Origin of the sequence: Roseobacter sp. CCS2 (assembly GCF_000169435.1) — a bacterium.
GTDB lineage: Bacteria > Pseudomonadota > Alphaproteobacteria > Rhodobacterales > Rhodobacteraceae > Yoonia.
On sequence record NZ_AAYB01000001.1, the window covers coordinates 1 to 14,356 of the forward strand.

A 14,356-nucleotide genomic window follows, 5' to 3' on the forward strand; every position below is an offset into this window, starting at 1 on the left:
ACAGTTGCGCGTGGCGTCGGGCATGCCAATGTCATTCGGTCAGGACGATCTGAAAATCAATGGCCACGCCATCGAAGTACGGATCAACGCCGAAAAGCTGCCCAATTTCGCACCCTGCCCCGGCACGATCACACAGTATCACGCGCCCGGCGGTTTGGGTGTGCGGATGGATTCAGCCCTATATGATGGCTACCGCATCCCGCCTTACTACGACAGTTTGATCGGCAAGCTGATCGTGCATGGGCGTGACCGTCCCGAGGCACTGGCGCGCCTGGAACGGGCCTTGGGTGAGTTGATCGTGGATGGTGTCGATACCACCGTGCCGCTGTTCCATGCGCTTTTGGCCGAAGAGGCCGTGCAAACCGGTGAATACAACATTCACTGGCTTGAACACTGGCTCGAAGAAAATCTGAACTAGGGCGGTGAAGGACAGCGGCCCCACCCTGACGGCAGACCTGCTTTTGCAGGCCTATCAGGTGGGGGTTTTTCCAATGTCCGAAGGGCGCAACGACCCGGAGGTGTTCTGGGTCGATCCGCGCATGCGTGGCGTTTTTCCCTTGGATGGTTTTCGTATTTCACGCAGTCTGGCCCGTAGAATGCGCCGCGGCGGGTTCACCATAGCCAGCGACACCGCCTTTCAACAGGTCGTTCAGGGCTGTGCGGACCGGGATGAAACCTGGATCAACGAAACGATCTTTGATTTGTACTGCCAGTTGCATGCCGGTGGTGTCGCCCATTCGATTGAGGTTTGGAACGATCGTGATTTGGTCGGCGGTGTCTATGGTGTCACGATTGGCGCCGCTTTTTTTGGCGAAAGCATGTTCAGCCGCGCCACGGATGCATCAAAACTGGCGCTGGCTTATCTTGTCGACAGGCTGCGCCTTGGTGGGTTTCAGCTTTTCGATACGCAATTCATCACGCCACATCTGGAAAGCCTTGGTGCTGTTGAAATTCCGCGCGATCACTATCGGGCGATGCTGATGGAAGCACTGGCAAAAGAGGCTTCATTCGACAGTCCCGGCCCTATACCGCCCGCTCAGGACGTCATACAGCGCAACGCCCAGACGTCGTAACGCGGGTGATCCATAGCATTCAATGCAGGAGCAGAGGCCAGCATCCAACCGGAAAACAAAGTGCCCTCGTTATCGCGCACCACAATCTGGGTGAATGCATCGCCAGATGGGTTCTCAATCGGATAGCGGCATTCGTTTAACTTAACAGACAAGAAACCCAGCGTGGCCGTTTGGCCAGTTTCAAGCGACACATCACTGACCTGTCCGGTCAGTTTGTCCAAAATCCGCAAGTCACCACCGGATGCTGTCGCCACGTCCTGCATGACAGCCTCGGTCGAGGTGGTGAGGAATTCTTCTTCCTCTTCGGTGGGTGTTGTTGTCAGTTGACCGATCAGCTCATCCAAGGGGATTTCTTCGATGGGCGTCGTCACGATTTCCTGCGCGGCCAAAGGCCAAGCCAGCATTGAAACTATTAAGATTGAAGTGACCGATACCCGCATGAACAAGACCCTATTCCGGCGTCCACGCCTCATAGTCCGACCGCTCCACAGGGGCTGTGCGGCGGATCGAACCGGCCGGCGCATAGGCCGCCATTGTTCCGGTCAGGTTTTCCTGATGTGGCTTTTCCCAGTCTTTACGGGGCAATGCCGCTTCGGTTGGTGGCTCGTCCCATGTGCGGTGCAGCCAGCCGTGCCATTCCGGGGCGACGCGCGACGCCTCGTTTTCGCCATTGTAAATCACCCAGCGGCGGCTGTCGTCGCTGTTGCGGTAGAATACGTTGCCTTGCGCATCTTCGCCTACTTTGGTGCCATTGCGGCTGGTCCACAGCTGGGTGCCGAACGACTGTCCATCCCACCAGGTAAAGATACGTTTAAAGTTGTGAGCAAGGCCCATATCGCGTCTCCGATTGCGTTGCTTATCCATGCACCAATAGGGCTGAAAGGTCCAGTGGGATCAGGCGGGGACCCGCGCAGTTACCTCGATTTCGATCAGCATTTCGGGGTTCTGTAAGCCAGCTGAAATCATGGTCGCCGCAGGCTTTGCCTTGGCAAACACCTCTGACGTAATCGGCCAGCATTCAGGCCAGACGTCTGCATTCGGCACGATATAGGTCACGCGCACAACATGATCGAGGCCACTGCCCGCCTCTTCCAACGCTTTGCCGATCGTCGCAAGCGCATTACGACACTGCGCCACAATACCCTCTGGCATTTTCATACTCTTGTAGTCGTAGCCGGTTGTACCCGCCACAAAGACCCAACCATCAATCACCACAGCGCGGCTGTAGCCGATTTGCGCCTCAAAGGAGGATCCGGTGCTGATATGGCGCACTGTCACGTCCCTTCCTCATAAAAGGTGATCCGATTGCCGAATGGGTCAGTCAGCGCCAGCTCGATATCACCCCAAGACTGCATCTGTGGTGGACCCAACCGTAAAGAGCTTTCGGGCCGCGATTGAAGGTCGTCGTAAAGGCCAGTGATGTTATCGCAGACGACACGGATACGCGTACCGGGCGTTGTGTCGCCACTATGACCGCTGAGGTGCAGGATAAATCCGTCCCGCTGCAAGCCAAGGTAAAGCGGCATGTCCGGTCCAAAACGATGTTCGAACAAAACAGAGCATCCTATCCAGCGCACATAAAAATCTCGCGCACGATCTTCGTCAAACATGCGAAAAATCGGTGTCGCAGGACCTAGTTTCATGTCTAGCTCGCGGTTGCAGGCTCTTTCTTTTTGCCTTCATCGTGGATCATCAATGGGGCGACTTCGGAATTAACGGCCTCTTCGTTGACCACAACTTCGGTTACCGTATCCATGCCCGGCAGATCAAACATGGTGTCCAGCAGGATATCTTCCATGATGGACCGCAAACCACGCGCACCCGTTTTGCGTTCGATGGCACGTTTCGCAATCGCGGCAAGCGCATCTTCGGTGAAGGTCAGTTTGGTGTCTTCCAGATCAAACAGGCGTTGGTACTGCTTGACCAATGCGTTCTTCGGCTTGGTCAGAATCGTGATCAGCGCGTCTTCGTCCAGATCGGTCAATGTCGCGATGACAGGCAAACGGCCCACAAATTCCGGGATTAGACCAAACTTCAGCAAATCTTCTGGTTCCAGATCGGTGAAAATTTCGCCAATACCGCGGTCATCATCTTCGCGCACATCCGCACCAAAGCCCATGGCAGATCCCTTACCGCGCTGCGCGATGATCTTATCCAGACCCGCGAACGCACCGCCACAGATAAACAGGATGTTTGTCGTGTCCACTTGCAGGAATTCCTGCTGCGGATGCTTGCGCCCACCTTGCGGCGGCACAGAGGCCACGGTGCCCTCCATGATCTTCAACAGCGCCTGCTGCACGCCCTCACCCGACACATCACGGGTGATGGATGGGTTGTCAGACTTGCGCGTAATCTTATCGACCTCGTCAATATAGACGATCCCGCGCTGCGCGCGCTCAACATTATATTCGGATGCCTGCAACAGCTTGAGGATAATGTTTTCAACATCCTCACCCACATAACCCGCTTCGGTCAGCGTTGTTGCATCGGCCATCGTAAACGGCACATCCAGAATACGTGCCAAGGTTTGCGCCAGCAGCGTTTTACCGCAACCGGTTGGACCAATCAGCATGATATTGGATTTCGCCAGTTCAATGTCTGATTTCTCAGCATGGTTCAGGCGTTTGTAATGGTTATGCACCGCCACAGACAGCACGCGCTTGGCATGCATCTGACCAATCACATAATCATCCAACACGCCACAAATCTCAGATGGTGTCGGCACACCGTCGCCCGCTTTCAGACCTGCTGTCTTGGTCTCTTCGCGGATGATATCCATGCAAAGTTCGACACATTCGTCGCAGATGAAAACAGTCGGCCCCGCGATCAGCTTGCGCACTTCGTGCTGACTCTTACCGCAGAAACTACAGTAAAGGGTGTTTTTGCTGTCGGTGCCGCTTGTATTCGCCATCTCAAACCTCTTGGCCCATAGGCCGATCAAACATCAATAGGACTGCTTTAACGCCAACACTAGGACAGCCCGCCGAGGTCCACAATGTCAAAATGAACTTGCGCAGTTTGTCGTTAACAATCCGCTAATGCCCCCGGCAAACCGTTCATAAAATGACATTTGGTCAGAAAAATGACAAACGCGACCAAAGCCGCGTTTGTACGTCAACGGGCGTTGACAGACTTAGTCGTCAGATTTCGTCCGGTTTTCGACGATTTCGTCGATCAGACCCCATTCTTTGGCCTCTTCCGGTGACATAAAGTTGTCACGCTCAAGGGCCGCTTCGACCTTTTTCAGCGTGTTACCGGTGTGCTTGACATAAATCTCGTTCAAACGCGTCTTCAGCTTTTGGGTTTCTGCCGCGTGGATCATGATATCGGTCGCCTGCCCCTGATACCCGCCGGATGGCTGGTGCACCATCACGCGGCTGTTGGGCAGCGAGAAACGCATGCCTTCGGACCCAGCGGTCAACAGCAGTGACCCCATAGATGCCGCCTGCCCGATCACCAACGTGCTAACCTTGGGGCGGATGTACTGCATCGTGTCATAGATCGACAAACCAGATGTCACCACGCCGCCGGGGCTGTTGATGTACATGCTGATTTCTTTCTTGGGGTTCTCGGATTCGAGGTGCAACAGTTGTGCGACGATCAGCTGGCTCATGCCGTCATGCACAGGACCATTGACGAAAATGATCCGCTCTTTGAGCAAACGGGAAAAGATATCGTAAGCGCGCTCGCCCCGTGCGGTCTGTTCGACCACCATTGGGACAAGGTTCATATAAGTCTCGGTGGGGTCTTGCATATTTACTGCCTCATGTTTGGACGGGACCGTCCTAGTTCAAATATCCTGACAGAGTCTTAGTGTTCGGGGTCAGGGGCTTCAAGGGCGCACGAAAGGTTTGACGAATCGTAAGCAATGACTTACGGTAAGTTATGGATTACGAAGATGCAATCACCGCCCTCGCCGACCCTACGCGCCGGATCATCATCGACCGGCTGCGCGGTGGTTCCCTGCCTGTTGCTGCCATCGCCAAAGGCATGGACGTCAGCCGCCCCGCGGTCAGTCAGCACCTGCGCGTGCTATCCGACGCAGGGCTGTTGACGGTGACACCAAAGGGCAATCGCAGACTTTACGCCATCGCGCCTGATGGTGTGGATGGGTTGCGCCGCTATCTTGATACGCTTTGGGATGATGCGCTTGCCGCCTTTGCCCGGGCTGCCGCAGAACAAGCAAAGGAAAACGCAAATGAACGATCCGATTAAGAAAACCTTGACCGTGCCACTCACCGCGGAAGAGGCCTTCACGCTGTTCACGACAAAGATGGACACGTGGTGGCCCAGCGCGAAATTCTCGGTGTTTGGCGAGAAGGCGAAGATCACGTTTCCCAACCACAAAGGCGGCGACATTGTTGAAACCAGCGAAGATGGGCAGCGCGATGTTTGGGGCACACTGATCGCTTATGATCCGGGTGTGTTCTTGTCGTTTACCTGGCACCCGGGCCGTCCCGCATCTGAGGCGACAGTTGTAACTGTTGAATTCACCCAAACCGAGGCGGGTACAAAGTGCGATCTGACGCATGGTGGCTTTGGCATCCTGGGCGATACGGCCGATGCGGTCAGCAACAGTTATCTGACAGGTTGGGACCTTGTGCTTGGCTGCTATGCCAGCGCAGTAAAAGTTCCAGCGATGGCCTAATTCAAGTCCTTGCGGCAGTATCCCTAAAATTGCATCCTGCGGGTGGTTTTATCATTCAAAACAGGAGGCAACGTCATGGAATGGGCACGCATTAAGACCGAAAGCGGTGAGGTTTTGACCGGCGTCATCCAAGACGGCATGTTGCATCCGCGCGCGGCACTGGGTGCGGATGCAACCGCGGGCGATCCAGTATCGATGGCTGGCAACACCTTGCTGCCGCCGTGCGAGCCGGGCAAGTTTATCGGGCTGTGGAACAACTTCCACGCAGCAGCAGAGCGTAACAAGCTCGATATACCGCAGCATCCGCTTTTCTTTTTGAAACCACTGTCATCCTTGGCCGGTCCAAACGCGCAGGTTGCCCTGCCGCCAAATATCGGGCGCGTTGTTTATGAAGGTGAGCTGGGCATTGTTATCGGCAAGACATGCAAGAACATCAGTGTCGATGCGGCCGAAAGCGCCATCCTTGGCTATACTTGCGTCAATGACATCACCGCATTGGACATTCTGTTCGAAGACCCATCATTCCCGCAATGGACACGGGCCAAAGGGTACGACGGGTTCGGCGTGATCGGCCCTGTCATTCAAACGGATTTAAACTGGCGTGATCTGACGGTGAAAGTCATGGTGAACGACCGCGAAAGGCAATCTTACCCCGCCTCAGACATGATCATGAATCCAGCGCAGATCGTCAGTCAGCTATCGACAGATATGACGCTTGAACCCGGCGATGTGATTGCCTGTGGCACATCCATCGGCGCGCGACCCATCAAGGCGGACATGGAAATCGTTGTTGTGATCGAAGGCATCGGTACGTTGCCGGTCACCATCACGGCGACCGACGCAGATTAACCGATGTGAAACAACGACTGAAACAGGCGTGGATCAATGCTCTCTGCAGCAAAAGTCTTGCCTTCAGTCAGAACTGACACAGCATCATGGCTGTGTAGGCTTTCTTGGTGGCTGGCGATTACCCGGAAGTCAGAAATCCGCGTATCCAACTGTAATTGCTCCGTAAACAGACGCGCGGCATCCTCAACGAAAATTGGGTTCGCGGCGTTCAGTTCTGCAAAAGCCTGCTCATCCTCGCGCTTGACCATCACTTGCGTTTCGGTGGGCACAGCGGCGCGGGCGCGATCAATCAGGTCCTCGAACCACAACACATCGCCACCGTTCTCTAGCAAGACCGAAATACGGGCGACAGAGCGTTGCGAATGCGGCGTCGCCAGCTGACCGCGAAACTGACGCGCGTGTTCGGACAATTCCAGCGAACATGGGCAGGTGGACGAGTAGACATAATCCAGATGTACGATCTTCTTACGGACCCCTGCACTTTCAACCAGCTCAAGCGCGATATCGTAATACTGATACCCCGACAGGCCGGACCGCAGGCTGTCAACTTTCATGGGAAAGCTGAAACGCATCTGAATGCGGGCATCAAAGCTTTCCAAATCGGTTTTGTAAGCGTCCAACGCCCGTTCGATTACTTCAAAACTGAACGTCTCTTCGGCATGCTTGTAAAATGTCCGCATGATGCGGGACATATTGATGCCCTTCTTTTCAGCTTCCAACGATACAGTGCCAGTGACCGATGTCTCAAGCGTCAGATCACCATTGTCGCGGGTATGAAACCGGATCGGCAAGCGGAAGTTGGAAATGCCAACGTGCTGAATTTGCTGCTGTGCACCACGGATCAAGCTAGCTGGACCATTTTGCAAATCAGGCATCGACGCCTTATAAGCATCATCCACCTCAAAAGCGTCAGGATAGGCACGGGCCAGGGCCGGATAGTTCGACACCTCTTGTCCGGGGATCAAACGCGACACGAGCGGATCAAGCGTTGCAACTTCCTCTGCCGTGACATCGCCGGCCCAGCGGCGTAGCAAAGTTAGTGCGGCCTCGGCTTCTGCGCGGGTTGGTTCACGATCCATATCAGGCGAATGGATATTCATGTCAGTACCCCCCATCGGTGCGTTAGACACCCCAACATGGGGCCGCTCATCGGAATTTCCAATGATTTCTTTGCAGATACGTTGCAATTCAGCGCGTGGATCAGTCACGAAAGTTGGCCTATCTTAGGGCTAAGCCTGCCAAAGTTAACCAGTTTTTTGCCCGCCGTCACGCCTTCTGTGTAACGCCAATTGACACTTGTCTGTGTCAGCTTGACGCGTCTTCAGGGGCAAAAGTACAAACCTTTAACCTTGGTCACACACAGATCTAACATCGTGCATCACGCCATATGATCGACGTAGCGCGCCCTCAAAGCCCATTGATCGCGTCGCGAAGATCGTCCAGCAGATCATCGCAATCCTCTAGCCCTACACTTAGTCGCAGCAGCCCCGGTGTGATCCCAAGCATGGCTTTGGTGTCGTCCGACAGACGTTGATGGGTCGTGGTCGCAGGATGCGTTACAATGGATTTTGCATCGCCAAGGTTATTTGAAATGGTCCAAATATCCAGCGCGTTCAGCAATTTAAATGCCGCTTCTTGCGTTCCAGCATCAATGGCCAGCACTGTACCACCTGCCCCCATCTGCGCGTTGGTCAAGCTATGTTGCGGGTGGCTGGCAAGGCCGGGATAAATCACGCTGGACAGCGTGCCATCGCCCTCTAGCCCTTGGGCCACATACAGCGCCGTCGCCGTTTGCGCCCGCACGCGCAGGTCCATGGTTTCCAAGCCTTTCAGCATAATCCAAGCCGTAAACGGGGACATCGCGCCGCCTGTGTGCTTCATGTAAGGCTCTACGGTCTTGCGAATAAAATCCTCAGTGCCAAGGATGACACCGCCCAATGCACGGCCCTGGCCGTCAATATGCTTGGTCGCCGAATAGATGATGACATCGGCCCCCTGCGCAACGGCCTTGGAATAGACCGGCGTGGCAAAAACATTGTCAACGACCACTGTCGCATCAACAGCATGGGCCAATTTTGACACCTCTGCGATGTCAATGACTTCCAGTGTGGGGTTCGAAATGCTTTCGAAAAAAACAACTTTCGTATCAGGCCGGATCGCGGCCTGCCACGCGGCAAGATCAGTGCCATCAACGAAAGTTACCTCGACACCATAACGGGTCAAGATTTCTTCCAAGATGTACAGGCAGGACCCAAACAAAGCGCGCGCAGACACGACGTGATCACCCGCCTTCAATATCGACGTCAACGCGCCATTCACAGCCGCCATGCCAGAGGCGGTTGCAAACCCAGCTTCGGCCCCTTCCAAGGCGGCAATTCGGTCCTCGAACATCGCAACCGTCGGGTTGCCGTAGCGGGCGTAGATGAATTCATCTTCACCGGCTTTGATAAACCGCGCCTCAGCATCCTCGGCTGTGTCGTAGACAAAGCCCTGGGTCAGATAGATCGCTTCACTGACCTCGTTATACTGGCTGCGTCTGATCCCCGCGTGCACCGCATTGGTGCGCTTTTTCCACGTTTTCATCTTCTGTCCTCGCGCATCTGTCGCGCAATAAAAAACCCCGACACCGGAAAAAGGTATCGAGGCGTAAAAACCTGCAATCCTCTTTAGCGGCATGTTTAACGTGGCCCGCAATCCGGTAACAAATCGCCACATGGCTACGCATACGCCTGTGCCATGTCTGCGTCAAGACGGGACCCTTGCCCTTTGAAACCATGATGCGATGGTATGTCTAATGCGAAAGGATATACCATGGCCCCACCACTTGACCTTTATTTCTGGCCCACACCGAACGGTTGGAAAGCCTCTGTCATGCTTGAAGAATTGGAATTGCCGTATCAATTGCATCTTGTCGATATCGGCGCAGGGGATCAGTTCAAACCTGATTTTCTGAAGATTTCACCCAACAACCGCATGCCTGCAATTGTTGATCATGATGGGCCAGATGGCGCACCAATCTCTATCTTTGAGTCCGGTGCGATCCTGCAATATCTCGCCCGCAAGACTGGCCGGTTTTGTGGCAAAACCGAACGTGATCGGATCAGTGTTGATCAATGGCTGATGTGGCAGATGGGCGGGCTTGGGCCAATGGGCGGACAGGCGCATCATTTCTTGAAATATGCGCCCGCAATGGACCCACCCAATGATCTGCCCTACGCAAAGGACCGGTATCGCAAGGAAACCGGGCGGCTATATGGGGTGTTGGACCGACAATTGGCGCAGCATGAATTTGTCGCCGGAGATTTCTTTTCGATTGCTGATATCGCGATCTGGGGCTGGGCGTCGCTTTGGGAGGGACAACAGCAAACATTGGATGACAAGCCACATATGGCCCGCTGGCTTGACACGATGTGGGCACGCCCAGGCGTTAAGCGTGGACGTGCCGTAGCGGCCGAAAAGCGTGGTGACTTTCGCAAAGACACCGCGGCACAGAATATTCTGTTCACGAAACAAAAGTAACCATTTGTTAGAATTGATGCCGTAAATCGAAGGGAACTTAATCAGATGAGGTCCCGATATGCAGTATCGTTCACATCGTTACCAAACCGAATTCCCTATTCAGTTGACAACACCAACTGGACGCCAGCAATGCCACGTCACCGACGTGAACAGTACAGGTGCCCGCCTTGTTGGTCCGCAAACGTTACAACGTGGCGATAAGGTCAGGTTCAAAGTGTTGAATTACGACGTAATGGGCGTGGTCTGTTGGTCTTTCGGCGATAAGGCTGGCATTACATTCCGGCCCCATCTTTCATCCATGCAAGTGGATATGTTGCGCTACCGTCGTGACGCAGCCCCCAACCGACCGCGCGGCGCAGTTGGTTTTGCATTTGCTGAACTATAGGCCAGATTAGGATTTACTTTTCTGGCACCTCTGGCTGTTCAATAAAGTATTCCTGCAATCTGTAGATTTGCACCCATAAAAACACCACCAAGACCACCGGAAATGCGAAAGTTTCCAGCTTGACCCATACGTCGGTGGTTTGCGTGCGCCAGATGATTTCGTTTGCCACACCCAATGCCGCAAACATAAAGCACAGACGGCGGGTAAATATCATCCAGCCTTCTTTGCGCATCGGTAGGAATTCTTCCATCACGTATTGAAGATAGCTTTGGCCACGCAGCAGGCCAATGCCCAACAGCCCCGCCATGACACCATAGACAATCGTGGTCTTCATTTTGAAGAAACGCTCATCATTGAAATAGGCCGTCAGACCCCCAAAGAAGATCACCATGAAGGCGGTAAAAACCTGCATCCGGCTCAACTTGCCCGTCAGCGCCCATAGAATGCCCATCGCCGCCAGCAAGATCGGGATGAAAATCAACGCCGCGACGATAAATCCGGTGTATTCCGTGCCAGCAATCGTAAAATTCTCATCACGGATGCGTAGATAGATTAGGAAAAACGCAAGCGTTGGCCCCAGTTCCAGAACCTGTTTGACCACCGGATTAATCGTTTTTTCTGCCATAGACATCTCCCTTAGCCACCCATTTCCACGATGACAGCGCCAAGTGCAACCAAGCACATCAAAAACAGGCGACGCGGCCCGACTTTTTCACCCATGATAAACCACCCGATGAAGGCGGCAAAAACAACTGATGTCTCACGCAGGACCGCCGCTTCACCCACTTTGTCCAACCGCGTGGCCATTAGCACACCGCCAAAACTGATCCATGCGATCAGGGCCCCGACAAAACCGCGCCAGACCAAGGGACCCAAGACAGGCTGCACCTTGAGCCGTTTATAGTGCCATGTCGCAAGTAGTGGAAAATCAATCGCGGTCACAAAAAAGAACCACGCCAAAAAGGTAAAAGGATCAGGGGTTTGGCGGATGCCGTAAGCATCGTATGTGGTATAAATCGCAACAAGACAGCCCCCCGCCAATGCCCACAATAGCCCTATTTTCAACGTGCGTGGGTCTATCACCTCTTCCGCGATGTTGCGCACCGCCAGCAATAAAATACCCCCTGACAGGCAAGCAACACCCAACCACTGGACAGGTGTGAAGTATTCGCCAAAGAACAGTAATGCTGCAATCACAGTGACCAAAGGCCCGGTGCCGCGCACGACAGGATAGACCACAGTATAAGCCGCACGTTCATACGCCAACGCCATGGTCACTTTATAGGCAAAATGCACAACAATCGCACCAGCCAGAATGAGTGCGGTCGTCAGATTGGGCCACGGCACAACAAACAGGGCGATTGGTGCCGATAATATGCAAAGCCACGCATCAATCGCGCCGCGCGTCAGCCAAGGGTCATAACGACCCTTCTGCATTGCGCCGAAAACGGCATGTGCCAAAGCTGAAACTAAAGCAAGGATCGTGGCAAGCTGCGCGCCCTCGGGCGTGCCTGCGACCGAGACTAACCATGCGCCCAGATCGTTCACATACGCCCCGGCTTCCAGGCAAGATCAATCTGTATCCCATCCAACGCCCGATCAAACGCATAGGCGATATCGGCATCACTGGGCGCCCGTCCAAGCGCTGCAAATGGCCTCACCACATCAATCATACGCGCATCATCGGCCATCTGCACGGCGATGCTAAGCGTCCCTTGCGCGTTTGGCATCGCACCAACAAATCGCAAAAACGCGCGTCGCGCCTTACCACTAATTTGCATATCACTCACATCGCGCAACGCGCGATCAAATGATGCGCGATCAATCTGCGCAAAATCGATCCCGGTATCAGCCAAGGCGGCAGGTGTGACGATAATATCAATGTCCGCAAACTGCGCGTCCGCCGCATTTTGGGACTGATGCTGGACCGGAAAAACAAGAACCCCATCCAGTTCTGCTTGCGCCGTTGCACGCACGCCGCGACCGTCTTGGCCAAGAAAACGCAACGCATGCAGGCGCACAAAGCCAGTGTCCGCGTGCATGCTTAATGCAACTGTGCCGTCAAACGTGCCAAACGGTGTGTCCACACCTTCAAGATCAAATTCAATTGTGCGGCTGTCATCCGGCGCAGATTGCATCTGATCAACCCGAAACGCCGCTTTTTCAATCTGCGTATCAACAAAAGTCGTGTGCGCCAGATCAACGTCACACCACCCATTCGCACCAACGGTAACCGCTTCAGCCCCCGAACCGCCGACCACAGTAGCAATATCTGCCCAAGCCTCAGCACAGGCAATGCGCGCGTCGCTGATGCTCGCCGTGGGCAACACCGCCAAAAGAATGGTAGCCAGCAGGTGCTTCATCGGTCCAGTCCGACCAAAGCGGCCGCGAAATCATCCGGGTCGAATGGGGCAAGGTCATCAATCTGCTCACCCACCCCGATCGCATGGATGGGCAGGCCGAATTTGTCAGCAAGCGCCACCAACACACCGCCCTTTGCCGTGCCATCCAGCTTGGTCATCACCAGCCCGGAAACATCTGCAAGCTCTTGAAATACCTTGACTTGCTGCACCGCGTTTTGCCCTGTGGTCGCATCAAGCACTAGCAAAGTGTTATGCGGCGCATCGGGATCTTTCTTTCGGATCACCCGCACGATTTTGGCCAATTCCTCCATCAAATCAGCGCGGTTCTGCAATCGCCCCGCCGTGTCGATCATCAACAAATCAGCGCCATCGGCCTGCGCTTGCGTCATCGCATCAAAGGCAAGGCTGGCAGGGTCCGATCCTTCGGGTGCTGTCAACACAGGCACATCGGCGCGTTCGCCCCAGACCTGTAATTGTTCAACAGCCGCCGCGCGAAACGTATCGCCCGCGGCAATCACAACCTTTTTGCCTGCGGCGCGGAATTGGCTGGCCAGCTTACCAATTGTTGTCGTTTTGCCAGAGCCGTTCACACCAACGACCAATACGACCTGCGGCGTTTTGGTGTAAAGCGGCATAGGCCGCGCGACCGGTTCCATGATCCGGCTGACCTCTTGCGCCATGAGTTCTTTAATCTCCTGCACCGACAGTTTGCGCCCCAGGCGTCCTTCGGCCATGTTTGCTGTAACGCGCAGTGCGGTATCCACGCCCATGTCTGCTGTGATCAACAACTCTTCCAATTGTTCAAGCATGTCATCGTCAAGTGTGCGTTTGACAACAGTTTTCGCCTCAGCCCCGCCAAAAAAACGCCCCAAGAGACCCTTTTTTTCAGGCTCTGGCGTGGCATCTTCGGTCAAAGGTGCGGTCAGGTCGACGTCAAACTGCACCGGGGTAGGCTCAGCAGCCTCCTGCGCTTCAATCTCCGGCTCTGGGCTTGGCACCGGTTCCGCAGCCCGCACCTCATCCGCATCCGGCTCATAAACTGTCGGCTCTGGCTCTGGCTCTGGCTCTGGCTCTGGCTCTGGCTCTGGCTCTGGCTCTGGCTCTGGCTCTGGCTCTGGCTCTGGCTCTGGCTCTGGCTCTGGCTCTGGCTCTGGCTCTGGCTCTGGCTCTGGCTCTGGCTCTGGCTCTGGCTCTGGCTCTGGCTCTGGCTCTGGCTCTGGCTCTGGCTCTGGCTCTGGCTCTGGCTCTGGCTCTGGCTCTGGCTCTGGCTCTGGCTCTGGCTCTGGCTCTGGCTCTGGCTCTGGCTCTGGCTCTGGCTCTGGCTCTGGCTCTGGCTCTGGCTCTGGCTCTGGCTCTGGAATAGGGTTCGCCACGGGCGATACCGCCGCAACCTCTTTTTCCACAACTTCCTCTGCTTCACCGCCATCTTGCACGATAGCGTCCAATCCTTCGTCGATCTTGGACGAGGATTTGAACATCCGGTCTTTAAGCTTTTTGAAAAACGACATGCTGTTTAACC

Annotated in this window: 18 protein-coding genes, 1 pseudogene and 1 riboswitch; of the genes and pseudogenes, 7 read left to right on the forward strand and 12 right to left on the reverse strand. The window is 54.8% G+C overall.

Features of this window, described 5'->3' with window-relative positions; translation table 11 throughout:
• Together RCCS2_RS00005 and aat are read left to right on the forward strand one after the other, a co-directional pair.
• Positions 1–418: pseudogene (locus RCCS2_RS00005) on the forward strand (acetyl-CoA carboxylase biotin carboxylase subunit); the annotation flags it as partial.
• A 4-nt stretch (positions 419–422) separates the two neighbouring features.
• Positions 423–1,073, forward strand: a complete 651-nt coding sequence (aat, locus tag RCCS2_RS00010; protein WP_008230344.1) for a leucyl/phenylalanyl-tRNA--protein transferase — start codon at positions 423–425, stop codon at positions 1,071–1,073.
• Here the strand turns inward: aat and RCCS2_RS00015 are convergent.
• The 6 genes from RCCS2_RS00015 to RCCS2_RS00040 form a co-directional block, all read right to left on the reverse strand.
• Positions 1,037–1,477, reverse strand: coding sequence for a DUF2155 domain-containing protein (locus RCCS2_RS00015; RefSeq protein WP_008230345.1), 441 nt, complete (start codon positions 1,475–1,477; stop codon positions 1,037–1,039). The genes aat and RCCS2_RS00015 overlap by 37 nt on opposite strands.
• A gap of 46 nt (positions 1,478–1,523) precedes the next feature.
• On the reverse strand, positions 1,524–1,907 hold the full coding sequence (locus RCCS2_RS00020; protein WP_008230348.1) for an NADH:ubiquinone oxidoreductase subunit NDUFA12: 384 nt from the start codon (positions 1,905–1,907) through the stop codon (positions 1,524–1,526).
• A 60-nt stretch (positions 1,908–1,967) separates the two neighbouring features.
• Complete coding sequence (locus RCCS2_RS00025) at positions 1,968–2,351, reverse strand: RidA family protein (RefSeq protein WP_008230351.1); 384 nt, start codon at positions 2,349–2,351, stop codon at positions 1,968–1,970.
• Positions 2,348–2,716 (reverse strand): glyoxalase superfamily protein, encoded by a 369-nt coding sequence (locus RCCS2_RS00030; protein ID WP_037292923.1) that lies wholly within the window; start codon positions 2,714–2,716, stop codon positions 2,348–2,350. Before RCCS2_RS00030 ends, RCCS2_RS00025 begins: the two co-directional genes overlap by 4 nt.
• A gap of 2 nt (positions 2,717–2,718) precedes the next feature.
• Positions 2,719–3,984 carry an ATP-dependent Clp protease ATP-binding subunit ClpX gene (gene clpX / locus RCCS2_RS00035; RefSeq protein WP_008230358.1) on the reverse strand — a complete coding sequence of 422 codons (1,266 nt, stop codon included), beginning with the start codon at positions 3,982–3,984 and terminating at the stop codon, positions 2,719–2,721.
• 222 nt (positions 3,985–4,206) lie between these two features.
• Complete coding sequence (locus tag RCCS2_RS00040; RefSeq protein ID WP_008230360.1) at positions 4,207–4,827, reverse strand: ATP-dependent Clp protease proteolytic subunit; 621 nt, start codon at positions 4,825–4,827, stop codon at positions 4,207–4,209.
• 131 nt (positions 4,828–4,958) lie between these two features.
• Between RCCS2_RS00040 and RCCS2_RS00045 the strand changes: the two genes are divergently transcribed.
• The 3 genes from RCCS2_RS00045 to RCCS2_RS00055 all read left to right on the forward strand — a co-directional run bounded on the left by RCCS2_RS00045 (position 4,959) and on the right by RCCS2_RS00055 (position 6,570).
• Complete coding sequence (locus RCCS2_RS00045; protein ID WP_008230362.1) at positions 4,959–5,288, forward strand: ArsR/SmtB family transcription factor; 330 nt, start codon at positions 4,959–4,961, stop codon at positions 5,286–5,288.
• A complete protein-coding gene (locus RCCS2_RS00050; protein ID WP_008230364.1) occupies positions 5,272–5,721 on the forward strand; it encodes an SRPBCC family protein in 450 nt (149 codons plus the stop codon). The genes RCCS2_RS00045 and RCCS2_RS00050 overlap by 17 nt, the downstream gene beginning before the upstream one ends.
• A gap of 75 nt (positions 5,722–5,796) precedes the next feature.
• Positions 5,797–6,570 carry a fumarylacetoacetate hydrolase family protein gene (locus tag RCCS2_RS00055; RefSeq protein ID WP_008230366.1) on the forward strand — a complete coding sequence of 258 codons (774 nt, stop codon included), beginning with the start codon at positions 5,797–5,799 and terminating at the stop codon, positions 6,568–6,570.
• On the opposite strand, the gene folE2 is transcribed toward RCCS2_RS00055, so the two are convergent.
• A complete protein-coding gene (folE2, locus tag RCCS2_RS00060; RefSeq protein WP_083791157.1) occupies positions 6,567–7,670 on the reverse strand; it encodes a GTP cyclohydrolase FolE2 in 1,104 nt (367 codons plus the stop codon). The genes RCCS2_RS00055 and folE2 overlap by 4 nt on opposite strands.
• A 307-nt stretch (positions 7,671–7,977) precedes the next feature.
• Complete coding sequence (gene metZ / locus RCCS2_RS00065; RefSeq protein ID WP_008230370.1) at positions 7,978–9,153, reverse strand: O-succinylhomoserine sulfhydrylase; 1,176 nt, start codon at positions 9,151–9,153, stop codon at positions 7,978–7,980.
• Positions 9,154–9,215: 62 nt separating this feature from the next.
• A riboswitch (SAM riboswitch) is annotated at positions 9,216–9,293 on the reverse strand.
• A gap of 88 nt (positions 9,294–9,381) precedes the next feature.
• On the opposite strand from metZ, the gene RCCS2_RS00070 reads away from it, so the two are divergent.
• Positions 9,382–10,089 (forward strand): glutathione S-transferase N-terminal domain-containing protein, encoded by a 708-nt coding sequence (locus tag RCCS2_RS00070; protein WP_008230373.1) that lies wholly within the window; start codon positions 9,382–9,384, stop codon positions 10,087–10,089.
• A 58-nt stretch (positions 10,090–10,147) separates the two neighbouring features.
• Positions 10,148–10,474, forward strand: a complete 327-nt coding sequence (locus RCCS2_RS00075; protein WP_008230374.1) for a PilZ domain-containing protein — start codon at positions 10,148–10,150, stop codon at positions 10,472–10,474.
• A 13-nt stretch (positions 10,475–10,487) separates the two neighbouring features.
• Here RCCS2_RS00075 and RCCS2_RS00080 read toward each other — a convergent pair whose 3' ends face one another.
• From RCCS2_RS00080 to ftsY, 4 genes are read right to left on the reverse strand one after another with little or no spacing between them, the layout of a single operon-like run.
• Positions 10,488–11,099 (reverse strand): inner membrane-spanning protein YciB, encoded by a 612-nt coding sequence (locus tag RCCS2_RS00080; RefSeq protein WP_008230375.1) that lies wholly within the window; start codon positions 11,097–11,099, stop codon positions 10,488–10,490.
• 11 nt (positions 11,100–11,110) lie between these two features.
• Positions 11,111–12,013: a DMT family transporter gene (locus tag RCCS2_RS00085; protein WP_156788440.1), complete on the reverse strand. Its 903-nt coding sequence runs from the start codon at positions 12,011–12,013 to the stop codon at positions 11,111–11,113.
• Positions 12,014–12,018: 5 nt separating this feature from the next.
• Entirely contained in the window at positions 12,019–12,837 is an 819-nt protein-coding gene (locus RCCS2_RS00090) for a hypothetical protein (protein ID WP_008230378.1), read from the reverse strand.
• Entirely contained in the window at positions 12,834–14,345 is a 1,512-nt protein-coding gene (gene ftsY, locus RCCS2_RS18045) for a signal recognition particle-docking protein FtsY (RefSeq protein WP_083791118.1), read from the reverse strand. The genes RCCS2_RS00090 and ftsY overlap by 4 nt, the downstream gene beginning before the upstream one ends.
• Between the last annotated feature and the right edge of the window lie 11 nt (positions 14,346–14,356).